Raw genomic sequence first — 18,845 nt, 5'->3', positions numbered from 1 at the left:
ATGGCAGGGTCCGAACGCAGCACGGCTGAGCAAGAGGTCCTCGATCGCCGCTATATGGCGGCAGCCCTCAGGCTGTCGCGCAAAAATGCCGGCCGGACGTCCACCAATCCTTCCGTCGGCACGCTGATCGTACGCGACGATGGCGACGGGCCGATGATCGTCGGCAGCGGCGTCACCGCCGTCGGCGGCCGGCCGCATGCCGAGACCGAGGCTTTGGCAGAGGCCGGCGAACTGGCGCGCGGCGCCACCGCCTATGTAACGCTGGAGCCCTGCGCCCATCACGGCCGCACGCCGCCTTGCGCCAATGCGCTGGTCAGTGCCGGCGTGGCGCGTGTGGTCGGCGCTGCCAGCGATCCGGACCCGCGTGTTTCCGGCAAGGGCTATGCAATCTTGCGTGCCGCCGGCGTCGAAGTGGTGGAAAAAGTGTTGGCGGCCGAGGCCGCGGAGCAGATGGCCGGCTATTTAATTCGATCTCTGAAAAAACGCCCGGAAGTGATCCTGAAACTTGCGCTTTCGAGCGACAACAAGATCGGCGTGAAAGGCGAGGGACAGGTCTCCATCACCGGCGATATCGCCCGACGCGAAGTCTATCTGATGCGCGCCGAAGCCGATGGCATATTGATCGGCATCGGCACCGCACTGGAGGACGATCCGGCGCTGACGGTTCGGCTTCCGGGACTGGAGAGCCGTTCGCCGGCGCGCATCGTACTCGACCGTCAGATCAGGCTACCCGAGACTTCGAAACTGGTCGCCGGCGTCGACCGTGTGCCGCTCTATGTCGCTGCCTGCGCCGAGGCCGATCCGCACCGGCGCGCCGCGCTCGAACGCGCCGGCGTGCGCTTCATCGGTACTGAGACCTATGAAGGCGATATTGCGCTGCCGGAACTGCTCGAGGATCTGGCGGCACTCGGCATGGCCAGCGTCCTGGTCGAGGGCGGCGCCAAGGTCGCCAAGGCCTTCCTCGCCGAACAAGTGGTCGACCGCATCGTGCTGTTTCAGGGGCCGGATGCGATCGGCGAGGGCGGCATCGCATCGCCGATCGATGCCAACCATATCCCGCCAGGGTTTCGTAAATTGCGCGACATGCGTTTCGGCGAAGACACGTATGCCGAATGGATAAGAGACATCTAGGACCGAACTGATGTTCACTGGGCCAAAGTAATGTTTACCGGGATCGTCACCGACGTCGGCACTGTCGCTGCCGTGAAGCCGCTCAGGGAAGGCGTCGGTTTGCGTATCGACACCGCCTACGATCCGCAGACCATTGCTATCGGCGCCTCGATTTCCTGCGGCGGCGTCTGCCTGACGGTGACGGGATTGCCGGAAGACGGCGCCAACGCACGCTGGTTCGAGGTCGAGGCCTGGGAAGAGGCCCTCAGGCTGACGACGGCGATGGGCTGGAAGGCCGGCACGCGAATCAACCTTGAGCGGGCACTGAAGATCGGCGACGAGCTTGGCGGCCATATAGTGTCCGGCCATGTCGACGGCATGGCCGAGATCGTGGCGCGCAAGGAAGAGGGCGACGCCGTTCGCTTCACCCTGGAAGCACCGCGCGACCTTGCCAAATTCATCGCCCCCAAGGGTTCCGTCGCGCTCGACGGCACTTCGCTCACCGTCAACAAGGTCGAAGGCACCCGCTTCGACGTGCTGTTGATCCACCACTCGTTGACGGTCACCACCTGGGGCGAGCGCCAGGTCCGCGACCGCGTCAACCTCGAGATCGACACCATGGCCCGCTACGCGGCGCGACTGGTGGAGGCGGCTAAAGAGGGGCTTTGAGGCGCTCGTCCATAAAGCCCATTCCCTGATGCGACCGCCGCCGAGTTGGCCTTGAAAGTTCCTTCGGCAATCTTCCGCTTGCGATCAAACCGGCTTCGGCCTAAGTCACCGGCGATCCCCGGAGACATCTATGGCAGGCACATCCCAACACGGCAAAGCGTTCATCCGTCCGAAGAAGAAGGCCCACCTTCTTGTCATCGAGGCGCGCTTTCACGACGACCTTGCCGACGCGTTGCTCGAAGGCGCGACAAAGGCCCTCGAGGAAGCGGGCGCGACATACGATGTCGTCACCGTTCCGGGCTCGCTCGAAATCCCGGCGGTGATTTCGTTCGCGCTCGACGGTGCCTCCGAAGGCGGGACGAACTATGACGGCTTCGTCGCCCTCGGCACGGTGATCCGCGGCGACACCTATCATTTCGATATCGTCGCCAATGAATCCAGCCGTGCCCTGATGGACCTATCCGTGCAGGATGCGGTCTGCATTGGCAACGGCATCCTGACCACCGAAAACGACGAACAGGCCTGGACACGGGCCAGGCGTTCGGAAGGCGACAAGGGCGGCTTTGCCGCGCGTGCGGCGCTGACCATGATCGCCCTAAAGGAACAACTGGGAGAGCGATCGTGAGCGAACCCGCTTCGCCCGGCCAGCCTGCGGTTCGCCACGCCAACAAGCGCGGTGCTGCCCGTCTGGCGGCCGTGCAGGCGCTCTACCAGATGGATGTCGCCGGCAGCGGCGTGTTCGAGATCACCGCCGAGTACGAGGCGTTCAGGCTCGGCAAGGAAGTCGATGGCGCGCTCTATCGCGAAGCCGATGCGCAATGGTTTCGCGCCATTCTTGCCGGCGTTGTCGAGCACCAGAAGACCATCGATCCAGTCATCCGACAGGCGCTGACCGAGGACTGGCCTCTGTCGAGGCTCGATTCCACATTGCGCGCCATATTGCGCGCCGGCGTCTACGAGCTGATGCAGCGCGAGGACGTGCCGGTGGCGGTCATCGTCTCCGAATATGTCGACATCGCCAAGGCATTTTACGAGGAAGACGAGCCGAAACTGGTCAATGCGGTGCTTGATCGCGTGTCGCGCCGGGTGCGTGGCGAGGGCCGTGGCAAGGACGCCTCATGACTGCTATCGTCGCCGTTGGGGCGGGCAAGGAAGCGCGTCGCACCGCCTTCATCCTCGCAGCCTCGCAGGCGATCATCGGCTCGGCCGCACCCATCGCCATTTCCATGGGCGGATTGGCCGGGCAGTACCTGCTCGATGCTGACAAGTCGCTGGCAACCGCGCCGATCACCGGTTTCAATGTCGGCGTGGCGCTCGGTTCCCTGCCGGCCGCGGCGATCATCCGCCGGCTCGGCCAGCGCGACGGCTTCATGACCGGCACGGGGGTGACAGCGCTTGGCGGCCTGATCGCCACGTTGGCGCTGTTTCATGACAGCTTCTGGCTGTTCGCTTTCGGCTTGGCCGTGATCGGCATCGGGGGCGCCTTCGTCCAGCAATTCCGCTTTGCCGCCGCCGACAATGCTCCGCCTGAATTCAAGGCGCGTGCCATCTCCTTCGTGCTGGCCGGCGGCATCGTCACCGCCATACTCGGGCCGCAGATCGTCATCTTCACCGGCGATCTGTTCTCGCCGGTGAAGTTTGCCGGCTCGTTTGCGTCCATCCTGGTGCTGGCGGCGGTCGGCGCCGCCATTCTCTCTTTGTTGCGTATCCCAGCCAAGGCAACCGACAAGGTGGAAATCGCCGACAGCGACGCCCGGCCGCTCTCGGAAATCGTCACCAGGCCGCGCTTCGTCGCAGCGCTGTTTTGCGCCGTCGGCAGCTACGCGCTGATGAGCTTCGTCATGACGGGCGCGCCGCTGGCCATGGTCGGCTGCGGCCTTTCGACCGACGACGCCACGCTCGGCATTTCCTGGCATGTGATGGCGATGTTCGCGCCGAGCTTCGTCACGGGGTCGCTGATCTATCGCTTCGGCGCGGAGCGGATCGTCGCCATCGGCCTGGTGCTGCTGATTGGCTGCGCCACAGTGGCGCTGTCAGGGTTGGCACTGTGGCAGTTCTGGACGGCGCTGATCCTGCTCGGCCTTGGCTGGAACTTCAGCTTCATCGGTGCCACCGCCATGGTGGCCGACAGCTACCAGTCATCCGAAAAAGGCAAGGTCCAGGGGTTTCACGATTTCGTCCTGTTCGGCTCCGTCGCCTTCGCCTCGCTGATGTCGGGGGCGGTCTACAATGCCTGGGGCTGGGAGATGTTGAACTGGATGATTTTCCCGGTCGTCGTGCTGTGCTTCGTGGCACTGGGCGTGTTGAAGATGACGGGCTTGCGCGCGGCCAGCTGACGTCACGCTGTCGGGACGAGGCAACAGCGGAGTAACTCGCATCCGAACAAAATTATTGCGCCCATCCCCTTTCTTATGAAACCGTGTACCCCGACGGGGCATCGAAGCCATGCTCATATGCGGCAGCCGTATTCCGGTTCACAGCAAGGGATTTGTGAGATGTTTTCAATCAAGGTTCTGGCCGGCGCTGTACTGGCGCTCGGAGTTGCGTTGGCCTCGGCGAGTGCCCAGGTGGTGGTGTCGTCGAAGATCGACACCGAGGGCGGCGTGCTCGGCAATATCATCCAACTGGTGCTGAACGCCAACAATATCCAGACCACCGACCGCATCCAACTCGGCGGCACACCTGTGGTGCGCAAGGCGATTACAGCCGGCGAGATAGACATCTATCCGGAATACACCGGCAACGCCGCCTTCTTCTTCGAGAAGGCCGACGATCCGGTGTGGAAAGACGCCGCCAAGGCCTACGAGACTGCCAAGAAGCTCGACTACGACGCCAACAAGATCGTCTGGCTGTCACCGTCACCGGCGAATAATACTTGGGCGATCGCCCTGCGCAAGGAGGTCGCCGATACCAATAAGCTCGTCACCCTTTCCGACTTCGGCAAATATGTCTCGGGCGGCGGCAAGGTGGTGCTGGCGGCCTCCGCCGAGTTCGTCAATTCGGCGGCCGCGCTGCCCGCTTTCCAGAAGACCTATGGCTTCACGCTGAAGCCGGACCAGTTGATCACGCTGTCGGGCGGCGACACGGCGGCGACAATTGCCGCCGCAGCCAACCAGACCAACGGCGCCAACGCCGCCATGGTCTATGGCACCGACGGCGGCATCGCGCCCTCCGGCCTCGTCGTGCTTGAGGACGACAAGGGTGTGCAGCCGGTCTACCAGCCGGCGCCGATCATCCGCGAGGCGGTGCTGAAGGAGCATCCGGAGATCGAGACGCTGCTGAAGCCGGTGTTCGCCAAGCTCGATCTCGTCACGTTGCAGGAGTTGAATGGTCGCGTGCAGGTTGGCGGCGAGCCGGTCAAGGGCGTCGCCGAGGACTTTTTGAAAAAGAACGGCTTCCTGAAGTAAGGCGATTCCGGCGCTCCGCTTTCGAGGTGCGCCGGATCGGCCGATGGGGGAGGGCGTGCGCATCCGGTTCGACAAGCTCGGCGTGGTCATCGCGGCGATATCGGCCTATGCGGCTTTTGCGGCGCCATTCGCCACCTTCCGCGCCAATCGCATCGTACCCGGCGAGGCGCGCTCGATCCTCGAATCTTTGCCTGCGACGGTCGGTCCGCTGTTGATGGCGATTGTCGTCGCAGCGGCGCTCATTGCGCTGCTGAAAACACCGCTTGCTCTGCGCCTCGCCGCCAGTGTGGTTGCGCTTGCAGCGCTGGCGCTGCTGATCGGCGTCGCCGGCAGTTTCCTGACACCCGCCGGCAACACCTTCGCCCGTATCTCGCCGGCTTCGGGCTTTTGGCTGCTTATCTTCGCCTTCACGCTTCTGCTCGCCGACGTGCTTACGCGGCTGAACCTGTCGCCGCAGGCACGCATCGGCGTGCTTGTTGTCGCCGCCGCGGCGATCGGGCTGCTGCTCGTCTCGGGAAGCTGGAACAGCCTGTCGATCCTCAAGGAATATTTCAATCGCGCTGATAGTTTTTGGGCGGAAGGCTCCAAGCACGTGACGCTGGCGCTGGGTTCGCTGGCGGCTGCGGTGATTATCGGCCTGCCGCTCGGCATCCTCTGCCATCGCGTCGAGAAATTGCGGGCCGGCGTGCTCAACGTGCTGAACATCATCCAGACCATTCCTTCGATCGCGTTGTTCGGCCTCTTGATCGCACCACTCGGCTGGGTCGCTTCGCATGTGCCGGGTGCTGCCGCGCTCGGCATTCGCGGCATCGGCACAGCGCCGGCTTTCGTCGCTTTGTTCCTCTATTCACTGCTGCCGGTAGTGGCCAACACCGTGGTCGGCCTTGCCGGTGTGCCGCGTGCCGCCAACGACGCAGCGCGCGGCATGGGCATGACCGACCGCCAGCGGCTGTTCGGCGTCGAGTTTCCGCTGGCCTTCCCGGTGATCCTCACCGGCATCCGCATCGTGCTGGTGCAGAATATCGGCCTCGCCACGATTGCCGCGTTGATCGGCGGCGGCGGCTTTGGCGTGTTCGTATTCCAAGGGGTCGGCCAGACGGCGATGGACCTGGTGCTGCTCGGTGCTGTTCCGACGGTGGTGCTGGCCTTCGCCGCTGCCATCATCCTCGATGCAGTGATCGAAATGAGCGCCAGCAAGCGCAGGGTTGAAACGGCATGATCGAGATCGAAGGCGTCACCAAGCGCTTCGGCGAGACGACAGTCGTCGACGACGTGTCGATAGTAATCGAGCCGCGCAGCATCGCCGTCATCGTCGGCACCTCCGGCTCAGGCAAGACGACGCTGCTTCGCATGATAAACCGGCTGGTCGAGCCGACATCGGGCGTGATCAAGCTCGACGGCGTCGACAACCGCTCGGTCCCGGATTATGAGCTGCGCCGCAGCATCGGCTATGCCATCCAGGGCCACGGGCTGTTTCCGCATCGCACGGTGGCGCAGAACATCGCCACTGTGCCGGTATTGCTCGGCTGGGACGCCAACCGCATCAAGGCCCGCGTCGACGAGCTGATGACGCTATACCAGCTCGACCCGCAAGCCTACGGGCCACGCTATCCGCATGAGCTTTCCGGCGGTCAGCAGCAGCGCGTCGGCGTCGCCCGGGCGCTTGCCGCGGAACCCAACGTGCTGTTGATGGATGAGCCGTTCGGCGCGCTCGATCCGATCATCCGCAACAAGGCGCAGGAGGATCTGCTGGCGATCCAGAAACGCTTCGGCACCACCATCATCCTCGTCACCCATGACATGGAAGAGGCCGTTCACATGGGCGACAAGATCGCGGTGATGGATGGCGGCAAAGTAGTGCAATATGCCGCGCCGGCCGAGATACTGGCGAAACCGGCAAGCGCGTTTGTCGAGACCCTGGTTGGCGCCAGTGAAAAACCGTTCCGGCTGTTGTCGCTTGGCCGGGTGCGCGACGCGGTGGAAAAAGGCACGGCGGAAGGCGAGGCGATCCCCGGTGACGCCAGCCAACGCGACGCGCTCGCCGAACTCCTGTGGTCGGGCCGCCCGGCACTTCCGGTGAAAGATACCGACGGCAAGCCACTTGGCCGCGTCACTGTGGACGGGCTGGTTAAGCGAGCGGCGAGGCCGGCATGAAAGCCTGGCTTCCCTTGCTGCTCAGGCTTGCCCTGGTGGTGGTGCTTATTGCCTTCGTCACCAATCCCGGCTGGTTCGAACCGCTGCTGAAGCCGCTGACAGAGAACAACGCGCCGGTAATCTACAATCAGGGCAGCCTTTTGACGTTGACGCTGCTGCATCTGCGGACCGTGCTGATCGCGACCGTTGCCGCGACGGTCGTTGCGGTCGCGCTGGCCATTCTGGTCACCAGGCCAGCCGGCGCCGAATTCCTGCCGCTGTCGCGCAGCCTGGTCAATATCGGCCAGACCTTTCCGCCGGTGGCGGTGCTGGCGCTTGCCGTGCCGGCCGTCGGCTTCGGCGAAAAGCCGACGCTGATTGCGCTGTTTCTCTACGGACTGCTGCCGATCTTCGAGAATGCGCTGACCGGCCTGACGACGCTGCCGGCCAACGTAGTCGAGGCGGCGCGTGGCGCCGGCATGACCGGCTGGCAAAGACTGGTCAAGGTCGAGCTGCCGCTCAGCGCGCCGATCATTCTCGGTGGTATCCGGCTGTCGGTGGTGATCAGCCTCGCCACCGCGACCATCGGCTCGACGGTAGCGGCGAGGACACTGGGCGAGGTGATCATCGCAGGCCTGCTGTCGAACAACCTCGCCTTCATCCTGCAGGGTGGCCTGATCGTCGCCGCCCTTGCCGTGCTGATCTATGACGGGCTGTCGGCGGTCGAGCGCTACACCGCCCGGCGCACGGGACGCGAGCCCGAGTAGCGTCTCGGGGCGAAGTTCGCTCTTTTTTCAGTGGCCGGTCGACCGCGTCGGATGATCGAGCGTCAGTTCCAGCTTTGTGCCCGTCTCGCCGGTGATCCAGCGGCGGCGGATGATGGCGAAATCGTGCTGTGTGTCGGCTCTAACCACAGAGACCAAGTCGCCCACCGCGCAATCACTGTCTAGATCGAGGGCTTCGACAGTCTCGGCAATGTCTTGCTTGCCGGCATAATGTCTCGCAATGGCTGTGAGCACGATGATCACTGGCCCACCCGTTGCGCGATCTTCGGGACTCGGCGATTGATGAGTGCGATGCCCCGATCTTTCAGCAGGAGTTCTTGCCATGACCGCGCGTTTCTCCAAGATCGTCATGTGTTTGTGTCTGGCGGCTTTCGCCTTCCTCGTCGCCTTCGGCAACATCACCGATTACGGCTCAAACTTCGCCTTTGTCCAGCATGTGCTGAGCATGGATACGACCTTTCCCGGCAATGCACTGATGTACCGCTCGATCACCAACCCGTCGCTGTGGACGGCTGGCTACTGGCTGATCATCATTGGCGAGGCGCTGACCTGCCTGCTTTACCTAATCGCCGCCTGGCAACTCTGGCAGGCGCGCAACGCCAGCGGACAGGCTTTCAACGATGCCAAGAAGTTCGCCATCATTGCCGCCACAATGGGCTTCCTCGTTTGGTATTTCGGCTTCATGGTCATTGGCGGCGAGTGGTTCGCCATGTGGCAGTCTTCGACTTGGAATGGTCAGGAGGCGGCGTTCAAATTCTACATCACCATGCTGCTGGTGCTGGTCTTCGTCGTCCAGCCGGACGGCGACCCGCGTAAAGCCTGACCACTGTTCGCCGATTTCAACCGATCTAACCGGATGGCAGTGTCGACAGGCGCTGCCGTCCAGCCTTTTGGGCGAAACCCGGGATCTTTTGGGCGAAAGCCGGACAGGAACGGAACAATATCTTGACGTTCCGAGCCCTGTTTCGCATAAGCCGCTGCGAAGGGACGGATTCCGGTTGCGGAAAATTCGTCCCCTGTCTCAACGGCCCGGGGAGGGGTTCTTTTGGGCCACCAATCGAGGAAAATTCGGCAATGACCATAATTTCAGCTGTCATCGCCTGCGGTCTGCTTTCAGTCCTTTACGCCATCTGGGCGACACGTTCGGTCCTCGCGGCCGATCAGGGCAATGCACGCATGCAGGAAATTTCCGCGGCCATCCGCGAAGGCGCTCAGGCTTATCTGGCGCGCCAGTACACCACCATCGCCATCGTCGGCGTCGTGGTCCTGCTGCTTGCCTGGTGGCTGCTTTCGATCACCGCCGCCATCGGCTTCCTGATCGGCGCCGTTCTATCGGGTGCCGCTGGCTTCATCGGTATGCACGTCTCGGTGCGCGCCAATGTGCGCACCGCGCAGGCGGCTTCCAACAGCCTCGCTGCCGGCCTCGAGATCGCCTTCAAGTCGGGCGCCATCACTGGCATGCTGGTAGCTGGCCTGGCCCTGCTCGGCGTCTCGATCTACTACCTGATCCTGACCCAGTTCATGGGTCTGCAGCCCGACGATCGCGTCGTCATCGACTCGCTTGTTTCGCTCGGCTTCGGCGCCTCGCTGATCTCGATCTTCGCCCGTCTCGGCGGCGGCATCTTCACCAAGGGCGCCGACGTCGGCGGCGATCTCGTCGGCAAGGTTGAAGCCGGCATTCCCGAAGACGATCCACGCAATCCGGCCACCATCGCCGACAATGTCGGCGACAATGTCGGCGATTGCGCCGGCATGGCCGCCGACCTGTTCGAGACCTATGCGGTGACCGTCGTCGCCACCATGGTCCTCGCCGCCATCTTTTTCGGTGGCACCGCCGTGCTCGGCGCGGCCATGCTCTATCCGCTGGCCATCTGCGGTGCCTGCATTCTCACCTCGATCGTCGGCACCTTCTTCGTCAAGCTCGGTTCCAGCGGCTCGATCATGGGCGCGCTCTATAAGGGCCTGATCGTCACCGGCTTGCTGTCGATTGTCGGCCTTGCCGTCGCCACTTCGGCATGCATCGGCTGGGGTGAGATCGGCACCGTCGCCGGCATGGCCATCACCGGCACGAACCTGTTCATCTGCGGCCTGGTCGGCCTTGTGGTGACCGGCCTCATCGTGGTGATCACCGAATACTATACCGGCACCAGCAAGCGTCCGGTGAACTCCATCGCCCAGGCCTCGGTCACCGGTCACGGCACCAACGTCATCCAGGGCCTCGCGGTCTCGCTGGAAGCGACGGCGTTGCCGGCGATCGTCATCGTCGGCGGCATCATCTCGACATACCAGCTCGCCGGTCTCTATGGCACGGCGATCGCGGTGACGACGATGCTTGGCCTCGCCGGCATGATCGTCGCGCTCGATGCCTTCGGCCCGGTCACCGACAATGCCGGCGGCATTGCCGAAATGGCCGGCCTGCCCAAGGAAGTGCGCCAGTCAACCGACGCGCTTGACGCTGTCGGCAACACCACCAAGGCGGTAACCAAGGGCTACGCCATCGGCTCGGCCGGCCTCGGCGCGCTGGTGCTGTTCGCGGCCTACTCTAACGACCTGAAGTTCTTTGCCGCCAATGGCGACAAATACCCGTACTTCCAGGGCATGGGCGACGTCTCCTTCGACCTCTCCAATCCTTACGTCGTCGCCGGCCTGATCTTCGGTGGCCTGATCCCGTATTTGTTCGGCGGCATCGCCATGACCGCCGTGGGCCGCGCCGCGGGTGCTATCGTCCAGGAGGTGCGCAAGCAGTTCCGCGAGGATCCGGGCATCATGGCCGGCACCTCGAAGCCGAACTATGCGCGCGCCGTCGACCTTCTGACCAAGGCAGCGATCCGGGAGATGATCGTTCCATCATTGCTGCCGGTGCTGGCGCCGCTGGTGGTTTATTTCGGCGTCCTCCTGATCTCCGGTTCGAAGGCATCCGCCTTTGCCGCGCTCGGCGCCTCGCTGCTCGGCGTCATCGTCAACGGCCTGTTCGTTGCCATCTCGATGACCTCCGGCGGCGGCGCCTGGGACAACGCCAAGAAGTCGTTCGAAGATGGTTTCGTCGACAAGGACGGCCTCAAGCACCTCAAGGGCTCCGAAGCGCACAAGGCTTCGGTGACCGGCGACACGGTCGGCGATCCCTACAAGGATACTGCCGGCCCAGCGGTCAACCCGGCGATCAAGATCACCAACATCGTCGCGCTGCTGTTGCTGGCCGTTCTCGCGCACGGCTAAGCTCGGTCGCTATGGCCTTAAGACAAAAACCCGCGGGATCGCTCCCGCGGGTTTTTCATTGCCTGAGATATGCCGCTTACAGGGAAGCGAAAGGAACGGAAGGAAGCCGACACCCTCGGGTGGATCAGGTGCCGCCGAGCGTGCTGCCGCCGCTGGCGCCGGGAACACCAGGCGCCAGCTTGCTGGCGCCACTGATGATCTGGCTGAGGAAGTTCTGGTCCTTGCCGGCGGTCGGCGTGGTGCGCGAGATGAAGTCGAACACCTTGCCGTCCTTCAAGCCGTAATTGGCGATCTGGGTGACGCGCCCGTCATCGCCAAAATAGACCGCCAGCACATGTTGGTCGACCAGCCGCGGCTTGTCGAAGGCGACATAGCGCTTGCGCGTCTGAGAAATGTAATAAAAGGCCTCGTTATCGAAGGTCGCCTTCGTCGAGGGAGTGCCGAGCGCCAGCAGCACCTGTTCGCGGCTTGAGCCGACCGGCACCAGGTCGATCGCCTGCTGGTCGATGACGTAGCCTTGCGTCAGCGTCTCGCTCGGATTGAGATCGCCGATCATCTTGGACGAATTGCAGGCGGAAAGCGCCGCAGCGATCACCAGCAGCGAAACCGCACCGCCGGGCCTGGGCAGGAAAGTCGACTTGAATTTCAGCGCGCGCAACTACAACTCCATAAGCTGGCCGCAACTTGCGCTGGGCCGCAAAACCGGTAAACCAGCTTGCTTGCCGATGCAACAAGGCCACTTCAACAAACGGTCCCGGGAGACCACCCTCAAATGTTCCAGCGCCTCTTTGGCCGCGAACGACATGCCAACCGCGCCATCACCGAGGCGCTTTACGCACAAATCGTGGCGGCGGCGCGGCAAACGGTGTTTTATTCCGCCTGGAACGTCCCGGACACGCCGCTCGGCCGCTTCGAGATGCTGTCGTTGCACATGTTCCTGTTCCAGCACCGGTTGCGCGGCGAGGGCGGTGCTGCGGCAGAGGTTGCGCAGGTGCTGATCGACGAGTTCTTCATGGATGTCGAACATTCGTTGCGTGAATTGGGCATTGGCGACGTCGGTGTGCCGAAGCGAATGCGGAAACTGGCGAAGATGTTCTATGGCCGTACCGCCGCCTATGATGATGCGCTGCAACGAAATGACCATGATGCACTCGCCGCCGCCCTTGCCCGCAATGTCAGGCCGGATGCCGGCGCCTGGCCGCAAGCGTCGCAACTGGCACTCTATGCCGCCGATGCATCAAGGCAACTCGCGGAACAGCCGACCGAATCGATCGTTTCCGGAACGGTGGCATTTCCCGTGGCCAACGCTTGAGCGACGGCTGGCCGATGAAGGTGGCGAAGTGGAGGCGAAGATGAAACACCCTGATACCCACAGCCCAGTGTCATTCCTGGCAAATGTCGCCCGGCTGCCGCAAAAGGGGCTGCCGGTGGTCATCGATGCCGACGCTGGGCAGCGCGCCCTGCTGGCCGTCGAGCACGAGCTGCTTTCGGTCGAGAACTATCGCGCCGAACTCCTGGTCGAGCCCTGGAAGCGCAACGGCGTGAAAGTCAGCGGTCATGTCGAGGCCGATATAACGCAGGCCTGCATCGTCACCCTCGACCCGGTCGAGGCGCATATCGATGAGCCGGTCGAAGCGCTGTTCCTGCCGGAGCAATCCAAGCTCGGGCGGCAAGGTTTCGACGGCGGCGGTGAGATCCTGCTCGACGCCGAAGGCCCGGACAGCCCGGAAACCTTTTCCGGCGATGCGATCGACGTCGGGGCGCTTGCCGAGCAGTTCTTTGGCTTGGCGATCGATCCATATCCGCGCAAGCCGGGTGTATCGCTGCAGGCCGCCGGCGATGCCGAGCCTGTGGAGAATGAATTCCAGCAAAAGCTCAGATCACTGTTGGGAAAATCCTGATAGCTGACCCAATTTGAGAAAAGTTGGTTGTGCGGCAGCCCAAAACCGTTATTTTCGCCGAACCTTCGCGAGCCCCGCACCTTGGCAAGCCCGCTGGCCAAGCAACCGTGAGATGAACACCGCGTGATCAGGATTTCCATCGATGCCATGGGCGGCGATCACGGGCCAAGCGTGGTCATCCCGGCGCTCATGACTGTCGCCACCCGCCGTCCGGATATACGCTTCGTCATTTATGGGCGCGAAGAAGTGGTACGGCCCGAACTCGCCAAATTCCCCAAGCTGGCGGAAGTGAGCGAGTTCATCCACTGCGAGATCGCAGTGCGGATGGACGACAAGCCGAGCCAGGCGCTGCGCCATGGCCGCTGGAAGTCATCGATGTGGAAGGCCGTCGAGGCGGTCAAGGCAGGCACTGCCGACGCCTGCATCTCGGCCGGCAATACCGGCGCGCTGATGGCAATGTCCAGATTCTGCCTTCGCACCATGGCGACCATCGATCGCCCGGCAATCGCGGCGCTCTGGCCGACATTGCGCGGCGAGAGCGTGGTGCTGGACGTCGGCGCCACCATTGGCGCGGATGCGCATCAACTGGTTGATTTTGCCATTTTGGGCACCGGCATGGCGCGCTCGGTTTTCGGCATCGAACGGCCGAGCGTCGGCCTGCTCAATGTCGGCGTCGAGGAGATCAAGGGCCAGGAAGAGGTCAAGGAGGCGGGTCGTATGTTGCGCGAGGCCAACATGGCCTCGATGAACTACCATGGCTTTGTCGAGGGTGACGACATCGGCAAGGGCAGTGTCGACGTCGTCGTTACCGAAGGATTTGCCGGCAACATCGCGCTGAAGACGGCGGAAGGCACCGTCAGGCAGATCGCCGGCTATCTACGCGCGGCGATGAACCGGACGCTGATGGCCAGGATCGGCTATATCTTCGCCAAGACCGCCTTCGATCGCCTGCGCGAGAAGATGGATGTCGGCCGCTCCAATGGCGGCGTCTTCCTCGGATTGAACGGCATCGTGGTGAAAAGCCATGGCGGGGCTGATTCGGATGGCTTTGCGGCGGCGATCGAGCTTGGCTACGACATGGTGCGCAACAATCTGCTTGACCGCATCGAAGCCGATCTCGACCTGTTCCATGCCCGCAATCCGAATGCCCAGACAATCCGGAAATCCGACGTCGTCATCGACGCAAAGGAATAGGAAAGAGCATTGATCAGATCAGTCGTGCGCGGCACGGGCGCCGCGCTGCCCCGCCGCATTATGAAGAATGCCGATTTCGAAGGCATGGTCGAGACGTCGGACGAGTGGATCGTCCAGCGCACCGGCATTCGCCAGCGCCACATTGCGGCCGACGACGAGACGACGGCCTCGCTGGGCGAGACGGCAGCGCGCGCAGCCCTCGACAGCGCCGGCCTGACGGCTGACGACATCGACCTGATCGTGCTGGCGACCTCGACGCCCAACAACACCTTTCCCGCGACCGCGGTCGAGATCCAGAACCGGCTCGGCATGCACCACGGTTTTGCCTTCGACCTGCAGGCGGTCTGCTCCGGCTTCGTCTATGCAGTGACGACCGCCGACCTCTATATCCGCGGCGGCTTGGCCAGACGGGTACTGGTGATCGGCTCGGAAACATTTTCGCGTATCCTCGACTGGAACGACCGCTCGACCTGCGTTTTGTTCGGCGACGGCGCCGGCGCGATGGTGCTGGAAGCAGGCACGGGGGCAGGCGGCATCGCCGACCGAGGCGTTCTGGCGGCCAGCCTGCGCTCCGACGGCATCCACAAGGACAAGCTTTTCGTCGACGGTGGGCCGTCGACCACCGGAACCGTCGGGCACCTCAGGATGGAAGGCCGCGAAGTGTTCAAGCATGCGGTCGGCATGATCACCGACGTCATCGAGGCGACGTTCGCACAGGCCGGCATCGGCGCCGCCGATCTCGACTGGTTCGTGCCGCATCAAGCCAATAAACGAATTATTGACGCTTCGGCCAAAAAGCTCGGGATAGAGGAGCGGAAGGTGGTGGTGACCGTCGATTTGCACGGTAATACCTCGGCGGCTTCCGTGCCGCTGGCACTGTCCGCAGCCGTCGCCGACGGTCGCATCAAAAAGGGTGACCTGGTACTGCTCGAGGCGATGGGCGGCGGCTTCACCTGGGGTGCCGTCCTGCTCCGCTGGTAAGTGCCGAACTATCGGGTTCGGGTCCTTGACCTTGACGGATCAATTACTTAGGTTCTGCCGTTGCTTGTATGATTTATGTTTTTGAGCTGATGGGACGGTTCGTATGGGGGGAAAGACACTTACGCGCGCCGACCTCGCCGAAGCCGTTTACCGCAAGGTTGGGCTGTCGCGTACTGAATCGGCTGAGCTTGTCGAGGCGGTGCTGAATGAGATCTGCGAGGCGATCGTTCGCGGCGAGACGGTGAAGCTGTCGTCCTTCGCGACCTTCCACGTGCGCTCCAAGAACGAGCGCATCGGGCGCAATCCCAAGACCGGTGAGGAAGTGCCGATCCTGCCGCGCCGGGTGATGACCTTCAAGTCGTCGAACGTGCTGAAGAACCGTATCCTGCGCTCCCATCAAAACAGCAAAGCCAAGGGCAGCAAGTAGCCGTCCAATCCCCTTTGCCAAGAATCATGCTCCAGGCTTCGGTTGAAAAGCGAACCCTGCTTTTGCGCCGGGCTTGAATATTGTTTCATAAACCGCTGAAATAAGATGCGATTCGGTAGGCCGGATCGGTATTTGGGTGTGATCCGTTCCGCCGGGACGGAAAGCTGCTCTCTTTGTTAAGCGTGATGTCGCCCGAACCCGGTTCCCGCCTTTCGCGATCATGCTCTAGCGTGAGGATTCGTCCATGGACAAGAGCCCTGATGCTTTCCGCACCATCAGCGAGGTCGCGGAGGATCTGGATTTGCCGCAGCACGTGCTGCGCTTCTGGGAGACGCGTTTCAACCAGATCAAGCCGATGAAGCGCGGCGGCGGCCGCCGCTACTACCGTCCGCAGGACGTAGAACTGATCAAGGGTATTCGTCATATGCTCTACGACCAGGGCTATACGATCAAGGGCGTGCAGAAGCTGTTGCGCGAGAACGGCAACCAGTTTCTGATCGCCGTCGGCAGTGGCGACATGGCGGCGGTCGAGGCGATCTCGCAGCGCCGACAGGCCGACACGGTACCGCTGACGCAAGCGGCGCAGCCGCGCGGCCCGGACGACGAAATGCTGGTTGGCCAGCCGAGGGTGAAACCCAGCCGTCGTTTTTTCGGTATAGGCAAGACCGACGAGGAAGGTCCGGTTCCGCCGGACACGTCAAAACTTTCCCGTGACAATCGCGCATTGCTGCAGGAGGCGCTGTTCGACCTCCTGGAATGCAAGCGCCTGCTCGATCAGGTTCGCTAGAGCCCGCCGGGCTGACCGGAACGGTCTTCAGGGTCATGCGTTAGGCTTCCTTCTGCAGATGAAGGAAGCACGTCATGGCATCGCTTTCGAGCATCTCCGACACCGATCTGAACAAGCAGGTCGCGGCCTTGGCCAGGGAACTGGCCACCTTGAAGAAAGCCGTGTTGAAGCAGGGCGGCGCCTTTTACGAAGACGGGCGCGATACCGCGTCGGATTATTATTCGGATATCACTGAGCGCCTCGGCGACGCCTTGCCGGCAATCAGAAGGCAAGGCCGGGCGATCGAGGAGACCGCCCGAGATCACCCGGCGACGGCGGCCGCTGTCGGGCTGGTTCTGGTCGGGCTCGTCGCCAGTCTGTTCCTCGGCGGCCGGCAGCAACAAGCACCGCGCGCGCGTTCAAGATCGGCACGTTGAGATAAGCAAATGGCGGTGGTCAGCGGACCGCCGCCATTTTTCGCCGACACGGAAAGCCCGGCAAGCGCCGCCCTTGATCAAGCACCAGAACGCCTGATTGCGGGTTGTTCGCCCGAGGGTGTTTTCAGTACTTCTTCGCGACAACCTTCTTGTGATGGTGGCGGTAGTGGTGGACGCGGTGATGGTAGTGATGGCGGTGATGCTTCTTGACGGTGGTGTGCATCGTCGTTGCATTCGCGTTGCTTGCGCCGATGATCGGCATCGAGAGGGCAAGTGCGATTGCAAGTCCAAGGGCGGAGAGAAGAGGCTTCTTCATGACATCGTTTCCTTTTTGCGCAGGCGGAATTTGAGCGTCACTGATTCAGGTCGGTGACTCGAGCGCTGCGGTTGGGACTATCGCCTTGGAGTTTTTCGGCAGTTTTTCCGGCCTGTAGAATTTTGTTTCCGAACTGTGTCTGCTGACGATCCCGCCAGATGTCGGCGCGCCGGCATCCGCCATTCATTCCGGCGTCGGTTCACGATGCCGTGACGCTATCTTTGATGCTTGGCAAATCACCGGCGAGCGGGCATTCTCCCGATCGTCTCAGGCAACAACATGATTTGATCTAACTCTTTCATCCCACGGAGTTGCCAATGCCCCAAATAGCAAAACGCGAACCTTACTCCGAACTGGCGGCGAGCGCGGTTACGCCTGAACGCAGTGCCGTCCGAACCGCCCGGGAAGCCCGTGGATACAGCATCGAAGAGCTGTCCCTGGCGTGCGGGCTGGCAGCCTATGAGATTGCCGACGTTGAAAGCGGCAAGGATGCCGATCCCTCGAAACGTCGGCGTATTGCCTCCGCGCTTCAATTTCCGGAAAGCGCTCTGTTCGACGAAGCCGTATTGCCTGCCAAAAGGCGATCCGTGTCGTAGCGGCGTGTCATGCTTTTATTCCACGAGCTCGCCATGGGTCGCCCTGGCGGGCTTCGTTTTTTCGGCCACATAGTGGACTTGCCGGTCGCCACGGCGACGCCAGACGGAAATTGCCGGAGATGAGCCTCGAATCCGTTCGCGCCTTTTTCGCCGCACACGCGCCCGAAATTGATGTCATCGTCACGGAGGCAAGCTCGGCGACGGTGCCTTTGGCCGCCGAAGCGCATGGCGTAGCGCCGGCGCAGATTGCCAAGACGATCTGCTTGCGCGCCGGCGACCAGACGATGCTGATCGTGGCCAGCGGGATCTCCAGGCTGGACAATCGCAAATTCAAGGACCGGTTTGGTGGCAAGGCGCGAATGCTGGACGCCGAGCAGGTGCTCGCCGCGACCGATCATCCCGTCGGTGGGGTGTGCCCGTTCGGCCTACCGGCGCCGCTCCCGGTCTACTGCGACATCTCGCTGCGCGCCTTTGACGAGGTCGTCCCGGCGGCAGGCGCAACGAATGCCGCCGTACGGCTCAGCCCGCAACGCCTGGCCGAACTCGTCGACGCGGAGTGGGTGGATGTGTGCCAGTAGCCATTTATCCGGGTCGTGGGATCCGCTGAGCGTTACCGCTACTCGGTCTTCTGTGGCTCTTCTTTTTTGATCGTCTGAGCGTCCGCGACAGTCGACATATCGGCCTTCTCGACGCTTGCTGTCTTCGTCTGCGTGTCGACCGATGCCTGGACCTTGGAATGCGCGGGGCAATCCGCAGAGGCAGCTGATATGGACATGGTCAGTGCCGCGGCTATTGCGAGGAATGTCTTCATGATCATTCTCCTCTTTCGTTCGATGGGTAAAGTTAGCCCGTCTGGCACCGACCGCAAAATCACATTTGTTCACACGCGCTCCTGCGCACACGGAAG

At 62.7% G+C, this 18,845-nt stretch carries 24 protein-coding genes; 20 read left to right on the top strand and 4 right to left on the bottom strand.

The window, feature by feature from the left end; all coding sequences use genetic code 11:
- From ribD to NKI67_RS20580, 9 genes are all read left to right on the top strand, one after another.
- On the top strand, window positions 1–1,131 hold the full coding sequence (ribD, locus tag NKI67_RS20620) for a bifunctional diaminohydroxyphosphoribosylaminopyrimidine deaminase/5-amino-6-(5-phosphoribosylamino)uracil reductase RibD (protein ID WP_352646573.1): 1,131 nt from the start codon (window positions 1–3) through the stop codon (window positions 1,129–1,131).
- A gap of 30 nt (window positions 1,132–1,161) precedes the next feature.
- Window positions 1,162–1,779: a riboflavin synthase gene (locus NKI67_RS20615; RefSeq protein WP_352646570.1), complete on the top strand. Its 618-nt coding sequence runs from the start codon at window positions 1,162–1,164 to the stop codon at window positions 1,777–1,779.
- Between the two features lie 130 nt (window positions 1,780–1,909).
- The gene (ribH, locus tag NKI67_RS20610; protein ID WP_352622821.1) at window positions 1,910–2,404 is read left to right on the top strand and encodes a 6,7-dimethyl-8-ribityllumazine synthase; all 495 of its coding nucleotides are present in this window, start codon (window positions 1,910–1,912) and stop codon (window positions 2,402–2,404) included.
- Window positions 2,401–2,901 carry a transcription antitermination factor NusB gene (nusB, locus tag NKI67_RS20605; RefSeq protein ID WP_352449306.1) on the top strand — a complete coding sequence of 167 codons (501 nt, stop codon included), beginning with the start codon at window positions 2,401–2,403 and terminating at the stop codon, window positions 2,899–2,901. The genes ribH and nusB overlap by 4 nt, the downstream gene beginning before the upstream one ends.
- A complete protein-coding gene (locus NKI67_RS20600) occupies window positions 2,898–4,115 on the top strand; it encodes an MFS transporter (RefSeq protein ID WP_352646568.1) in 1,218 nt (405 codons plus the stop codon). The genes nusB and NKI67_RS20600 overlap by 4 nt, the downstream gene beginning before the upstream one ends.
- 159 nt (window positions 4,116–4,274) lie before the next feature.
- Window positions 4,275–5,186 (top strand): glycine betaine ABC transporter substrate-binding protein OsmF, encoded by a 912-nt coding sequence (gene osmF, locus NKI67_RS20595; protein ID WP_352542407.1) that lies wholly within the window; start codon window positions 4,275–4,277, stop codon window positions 5,184–5,186.
- 43 nt (window positions 5,187–5,229) lie between these two features.
- Window positions 5,230–6,405 carry an ABC transporter permease gene (locus NKI67_RS20590; RefSeq protein ID WP_352501519.1) on the top strand — a complete coding sequence of 392 codons (1,176 nt, stop codon included), beginning with the start codon at window positions 5,230–5,232 and terminating at the stop codon, window positions 6,403–6,405.
- On the top strand, window positions 6,402–7,340 hold the full coding sequence (locus NKI67_RS20585; protein WP_352542408.1) for an ABC transporter ATP-binding protein: 939 nt from the start codon (window positions 6,402–6,404) through the stop codon (window positions 7,338–7,340). Before NKI67_RS20590 ends, NKI67_RS20585 begins: the two co-directional genes overlap by 4 nt.
- Complete coding sequence (locus NKI67_RS20580) at window positions 7,337–8,086, top strand: ABC transporter permease (protein ID WP_352542409.1); 750 nt, start codon at window positions 7,337–7,339, stop codon at window positions 8,084–8,086. The genes NKI67_RS20585 and NKI67_RS20580 overlap by 4 nt, the downstream gene beginning before the upstream one ends.
- Window positions 8,087–8,113: 27 nt before the next feature.
- Here NKI67_RS20580 and NKI67_RS20575 read toward each other — a convergent pair whose 3' ends face one another.
- Window positions 8,114–8,347, bottom strand: coding sequence for a hypothetical protein (locus NKI67_RS20575; protein WP_352646567.1), 234 nt, complete (start codon window positions 8,345–8,347; stop codon window positions 8,114–8,116).
- Between the two features lie 79 nt (window positions 8,348–8,426).
- Here NKI67_RS20575 and NKI67_RS20570 point away from each other — a divergent pair, with 79 nt between their 5' ends.
- Together NKI67_RS20570 and NKI67_RS20565 are read left to right on the top strand one after the other, a co-directional pair.
- Window positions 8,427–8,927, top strand: coding sequence for a DUF2165 family protein (locus NKI67_RS20570; protein WP_352646565.1), 501 nt, complete (start codon window positions 8,427–8,429; stop codon window positions 8,925–8,927).
- Window positions 8,928–9,178: 251 nt separating this feature from the next.
- A complete protein-coding gene (locus NKI67_RS20565) occupies window positions 9,179–11,320 on the top strand; it encodes a sodium-translocating pyrophosphatase (RefSeq protein ID WP_352575908.1) in 2,142 nt (713 codons plus the stop codon).
- Between the two features lie 124 nt (window positions 11,321–11,444).
- Here NKI67_RS20565 and NKI67_RS20560 read toward each other — a convergent pair whose 3' ends face one another.
- On the bottom strand, window positions 11,445–11,978 hold the full coding sequence (locus NKI67_RS20560; RefSeq protein WP_352636861.1) for an outer membrane protein assembly factor BamE: 534 nt from the start codon (window positions 11,976–11,978) through the stop codon (window positions 11,445–11,447).
- 114 nt (window positions 11,979–12,092) lie between these two features.
- Between NKI67_RS20560 and NKI67_RS20555 the strand changes: the two genes are divergently transcribed.
- The 7 genes from NKI67_RS20555 (at window position 12,093) to NKI67_RS20525 (ending at window position 17,026) form a co-directional block, all read left to right on the top strand.
- Window positions 12,093–12,632 (top strand): ubiquinol-cytochrome C chaperone family protein, encoded by a 540-nt coding sequence (locus NKI67_RS20555; protein ID WP_023674506.1) that lies wholly within the window; start codon window positions 12,093–12,095, stop codon window positions 12,630–12,632.
- Window positions 12,633–12,672: 40 nt separating this feature from the next.
- A complete protein-coding gene (locus tag NKI67_RS20550; protein ID WP_352575910.1) occupies window positions 12,673–13,221 on the top strand; it encodes a YceD family protein in 549 nt (182 codons plus the stop codon).
- Between the two features lie 123 nt (window positions 13,222–13,344).
- On the top strand, window positions 13,345–14,415 hold the full coding sequence (gene plsX / locus NKI67_RS20545) for a phosphate acyltransferase PlsX (protein WP_352449317.1): 1,071 nt from the start codon (window positions 13,345–13,347) through the stop codon (window positions 14,413–14,415).
- Window positions 14,416–14,424: 9 nt separating this feature from the next.
- Window positions 14,425–15,396, top strand: coding sequence for a beta-ketoacyl-ACP synthase III (locus NKI67_RS20540; RefSeq protein ID WP_352619226.1), 972 nt, complete (start codon window positions 14,425–14,427; stop codon window positions 15,394–15,396).
- Window positions 15,397–15,499: 103 nt separating this feature from the next.
- Window positions 15,500–15,823, top strand: a complete 324-nt coding sequence (locus tag NKI67_RS20535) for an integration host factor subunit alpha (protein ID WP_023717292.1) — start codon at window positions 15,500–15,502, stop codon at window positions 15,821–15,823.
- A 244-nt stretch (window positions 15,824–16,067) separates the two neighbouring features.
- Complete coding sequence (locus tag NKI67_RS20530; protein ID WP_023674511.1) at window positions 16,068–16,610, top strand: MerR family transcriptional regulator; 543 nt, start codon at window positions 16,068–16,070, stop codon at window positions 16,608–16,610.
- Window positions 16,611–16,684: 74 nt separating this feature from the next.
- Complete coding sequence (locus tag NKI67_RS20525; protein WP_352646560.1) at window positions 16,685–17,026, top strand: hypothetical protein; 342 nt, start codon at window positions 16,685–16,687, stop codon at window positions 17,024–17,026.
- Window positions 17,027–17,150: 124 nt separating this feature from the next.
- Here NKI67_RS20525 and NKI67_RS20520 read toward each other — a convergent pair whose 3' ends face one another.
- A complete protein-coding gene (locus NKI67_RS20520) occupies window positions 17,151–17,342 on the bottom strand; it encodes a hypothetical protein (protein WP_352646558.1) in 192 nt (63 codons plus the stop codon).
- Window positions 17,343–17,659: 317 nt separating this feature from the next.
- On the opposite strand from NKI67_RS20520, the gene NKI67_RS20515 reads away from it, so the two are divergent.
- Both NKI67_RS20515 and NKI67_RS20510 read left to right on the top strand, forming a co-directional pair.
- Window positions 17,660–17,938, top strand: a complete 279-nt coding sequence (locus tag NKI67_RS20515) for a helix-turn-helix domain-containing protein (RefSeq protein WP_352646556.1) — start codon at window positions 17,660–17,662, stop codon at window positions 17,936–17,938.
- Window positions 17,939–18,057: 119 nt separating this feature from the next.
- A complete protein-coding gene (locus NKI67_RS20510; RefSeq protein WP_352456594.1) occupies window positions 18,058–18,516 on the top strand; it encodes a YbaK/EbsC family protein in 459 nt (152 codons plus the stop codon).
- 38 nt (window positions 18,517–18,554) lie between these two features.
- On the opposite strand, the gene NKI67_RS20505 is transcribed toward NKI67_RS20510, so the two are convergent.
- Entirely contained in the window at window positions 18,555–18,749 is a 195-nt protein-coding gene (locus NKI67_RS20505) for a hypothetical protein (protein WP_352646554.1), read from the bottom strand.
- Window positions 18,750–18,845 lie beyond the last annotated feature (96 nt).

Origin of the sequence: Mesorhizobium sp. M0408 (assembly GCF_040321495.1) — a bacterium.
Lineage (GTDB): Bacteria > Pseudomonadota > Alphaproteobacteria > Rhizobiales > Rhizobiaceae > Mesorhizobium.
Note: the sequence above shows the minus strand (reverse complement) of the source record. Positions and strands in the feature narration are given on the sequence as shown.